We start from the raw sequence: 3,698 nt of genomic DNA on the forward strand, positions 1-3,698 counted from the left end.
TGCCGCTGAGCATCGTCCCGCCGACGGCCGCGACCCGTTCGGACAGACCCCGCAGCCCGAACCCCGCGCGCACCGCCTCCTTCCCCGCGCCGCCGCCGTTGTCGGTCACCGTGACCGCGACCCCCTCGGCGCGGGTCAGCACCTCCACCTCGATCAGGTCGGCGCCCGAGTGGCGCATGGCGTTGGTCAGGCCCTCCTGGAGCGCCCGGTAGCAGACCAGCTCGGCCTCCTCCGACAGGTCGGGCCAGACCCCGTCGCCGGTGACGGCGAACCTGATCCGGACGCCCCCGCCGTCGAAGGAGGCCGCCATCGCCCGCATCGCGGCCAGCCCCGCGCGCCCCTCCAACCCCAGGGGGCGCAGCGCGCGCACCCAGCGCCGGGTGTCGGTGAGCGCCTCCCGGGCGAGTTCGCGGGCCTGTCGCACCTCCTCCCACGCCGAGTCGGGCCGTGCGGTGCGAAAGCGCAGCGCGTTCGACAGCGACATGGTGAGCGCGGTCAGGTAGTGGCCGGTGCTGTCGTGCATCTCCCGGGACATGCGGGCGCGCTCCTCCGCCACGGTGAGCTCGCGGATGCGATCGGAGCGGCGTCGCAGCTCCCCGTGGGCCTCCTCCAGCGCGGCCAGGAGCTCCCGTGTGTGCTCGGCCCGCCGCGCGGCCACGGTCAGGCCGAGGAACACCGTTCCCGACGCCGCCACGATGAACAGCAGGATCACCCCGGCGAACAGCCCCACCGCGAACGGCAGGTCGGGGACCACCAGGGTCAGACCGACGCTGAACACGAGCACGGCGGAGCCGTAGCCGACGCCGCCCGGAAGCCCGAACACGGCCACCGCGTTCATGGTGCCCACGCACAACAGCAGGAAGGTCGTGTGGTTGCTGCTGAGCATGCAGAGCACGGTGAGGGCGAGGAAGACGGCGCTGACGGCCCTGCGCGGCCACGGGGACACCGGGGACCACGCCAGGAACGGCCACAGCGCGCAGCAGAGCAGCAGGACGCCGACGCTGACGAGCACGGCGGTGTTGGCGACCGGGTCGCCGCCGTGGAAACGCATCTGGCCGCTCAGGAACAGCAGCGCGTAAAGGCCGAGGGTGAGTGCCACCGCGCCCCAGAACAGCAGTTCCAGAACGCGGGGCGGACGGTTCTCGTGCAGCGTGACCCAGGAGGACGGGTCGGTCGGGGAGCCGGGGGTGCGCATTCTTCCGAGCGTAGTCGGAACGGTTCCGCGCGGACCGCCGGAGGAGGTCATGGTCAGGGGCATGTTCGCGCCATGACCTCAGGCATGTCCGGTGTCCGCGAACCGAGTGACCGCACCGTGCCTCGCGGTCGATGCGGTTCCGAAACTCCTTTTCCTACTGTTGTGCCACGAGAACGGCGAGGGAGAGGAAGAAACGGAATGAACGGCACGGACAACCCGGTGGAGGAGAATGTGGAAAGGCCCCGCATTCCCCTCGCGGGAATTCTCGTCACGGCGGCCTCGGTCGTCCTCATGGCCCTCGTCTCCTGGACGGCCTGGCCCGATCTGCCGGGGACGGTGCTCAGCGGACGGACCAACCTGGACGGCACCCCCGACACGGTCCCCCGGGCGGTGCTCGCGCTGGCCCTGCCCCTGACGACCGGCCTCCTGGCGGTCGTGCTGTCGGCCGCGGTGGTCTTCGGAACCCGTCTCCAGAACGGCCTCCAGGACGCGCTGGGTCTACCGGCGGCGCCGAAGGCACGGAACGCCGCGCGGGGCATGAGCGCCCTCCTGGGCCTGCTGTCCCTGTTCCTGCTCGTGACGCACGGAGTGCTCGTCCTGGGCCAGGCCGGGTGGGACCTCCCGATCAGCCGGGTGCTGGGCGTGGCGACCGGCCTGTTCCTGGTCGGTGTCGGTGTCGTCCTGCCCGCGCCGGAGCCCGGGGCGGACCACGACAGGCCCCTCGTCCGCTGGTGGTCGGCCGCGCACCGCCTCATGAGAACCGGGTTCGTGCTGGTCGGTTCGGCGCAGGCGGCGGTCGTCCTGTTCGTCGACCACATGCTGGCGTGGCTCCTCGTCCCGCTGCTGCTGCTCCCCGCGATGTGCGCGGCCGTGGTGCTTCCGCTCCTGCGCGGTCGGGCCTGAGGCGCAGGGCGGGCAGGGGCGGGTGCGGCCGGGCACGCGGAAGGCCTCGGAGCCCGCGGGGGTGTCCGAGGGTTCGGCGGGAGGTGCCGGAGGCGCACTGGGGAGGCTCCGGGGATGTCGCCGGGGAGGTCATCCCCGCGACCTCCTCCGTTCTCCTCCGCTTGGCCCCGCGTCAGAGCCCGATCTCCTCGGCGTTCACCACCACGCCGTCCTCGTCGCTGTAGAGCCACTCTCCCGGTACGAACGTGACGTCGCCGAAGGTCACGGGCACGTCAAGGCGACCGGCGGCGTCCTTGAGGGACTTGCGGGGGTTGGAGCCCAGCGCCTTCACGCCCAGGTCCAGCCCGCCCAGGGCGCGGGTGTCGCGGACCGCGCCGAAGATCACGGTTCCGGCCCAGCCGTTGGCCACGGCCGCCTCGGCGATCATGTCGCCCATCAGGGCCGACCGCAGCGAGCCGCCGCCGTCCACCACCAGGACCGCGCCGTCGCCCGGGGTGTTGAGGACCTGCTTGACCAGGCCGTTGTCCTCGTGGCAGCGGACGGTGCGGATCCGGCCGGAGAACACCGCGCGCCCCCCGAACTGGCGGAACTGCGTGGAGCAGCTGCGCAGGGTGTCGCCGTGGTCGTCGATGAGGTCCGCGGTGGTGAAGTGCGAGGTCATCGGGGCTCCGTCTCGGGAGGGCGGATGGGTGCCGCCGGGAGGGTGGACACCCCCAAGCTACTCATCGGTACGCCAGACCTCTCGGGCGGCACGGCGTCTCCTTCGTCGGTGCCCTCCGTCTCTTTCGTCGATACGGCCGTTTCGCGGGCCCGGAAAGCCCCGGTTGATGACAGGATGAAGCCTTTCCTGTCACCGAATCATGGGATCCCCGTCACCTTCGGACGGGGCGTCGCCCAGAACCTCCCCCCTGCGCGCGACCCTCCCCCCTGAACGACCCAATGGAGAGAGATGGTCTCTGAGATCCTCGCCGTCAGCGCTGCCTGGTCCCGGGCCCTGATCGAGTTCACGGCGGACCTGGACCCCTGGGTGCAGAGCGTCGCCTACGTGGGCACCGACCTCTTCCTCGGAGTGTTCGCCGTCCTCTTCCTCGCCGCCTGGTGGCGCGCCCGCTCCGTGGACTCCCGCCTGGTCGGCCTGGCCCTGTTCGCTCCCGTCGCCACCGTCGTCGCCTACACGGTCAGCCGCACGGTGAAGACGTTCTTCGAGCAGATGCGCCCCTGCCAGGCCATGACCGACCTGACCACGATCGCCACCTGCGACCCGCTCGGCGACTGGTCCTTCCCGAGCAACCACGCCGCGATCGCGGGCGCCGCCGCCGCGGCGCTCATCCTGGCCTGGCGCCGCATCGCCGTCCTCGCCGTGCTGCTCGCCGTCCTGGAGGCCTTCTCCCGGGTCTTCGTCGGCGCCCACTACCCGCACGACGTCACGGTCGGCCTCCTCGTCGGCGCCACCGTCGCGGCCCTGGTCTCCCTGGCCGCCTCCCGCCCGATGACCGCCCTCGTGGAGCTGCTCGCCCGCAACGACCGCCTGCGCCCGCTGGTGCGCGCCGAGCGGCCGGACACCCCGGCCGCCTCGGACGCGGGCGCGCCGCCCCCGCCC

General features: G+C 72.3%; 4 protein-coding genes. 2 read left to right on the top strand and 2 right to left on the bottom strand.

Features of this window, described 5'->3' with window-relative positions; translation table 11 throughout:
• The coding region (locus DQW06_RS21390; RefSeq protein ID WP_157983537.1) for a sensor histidine kinase at positions 1 to 1,195 on the bottom strand (1,195 nt) is incomplete at its 3' end.
• Between the two features lie 198 nt (positions 1,196 to 1,393).
• On the opposite strand from DQW06_RS21390, the gene DQW06_RS21395 reads away from it, so the two are divergent.
• Entirely contained in the window at positions 1,394 to 2,098 is a 705-nt protein-coding gene (locus DQW06_RS21395; RefSeq protein ID WP_117199178.1) for a hypothetical protein, read from the top strand.
• A 172-nt stretch (positions 2,099 to 2,270) separates the two neighbouring features.
• Here DQW06_RS21395 and rraA read toward each other — a convergent pair whose 3' ends face one another.
• Positions 2,271 to 2,759, bottom strand: coding sequence for a ribonuclease E activity regulator RraA (gene rraA / locus DQW06_RS21400; protein WP_013155359.1), 489 nt, complete (start codon positions 2,757 to 2,759; stop codon positions 2,271 to 2,273).
• Between the two features lie 288 nt (positions 2,760 to 3,047).
• Between rraA and DQW06_RS21405 the strand changes: the two genes are divergently transcribed.
• Positions 3,048 to 3,698: phosphatase PAP2 family protein (locus DQW06_RS21405; RefSeq protein ID WP_117199179.1), on the top strand; the 651-nt coding region annotated here is incomplete at its 3' end.

It is taken from the genome of Nocardiopsis sp. TNDT3, from assembly GCF_003427465.1.
GTDB classification, from domain to species: domain Bacteria; phylum Actinomycetota; class Actinomycetes; order Streptosporangiales; family Streptosporangiaceae; genus Nocardiopsis; species Nocardiopsis dassonvillei.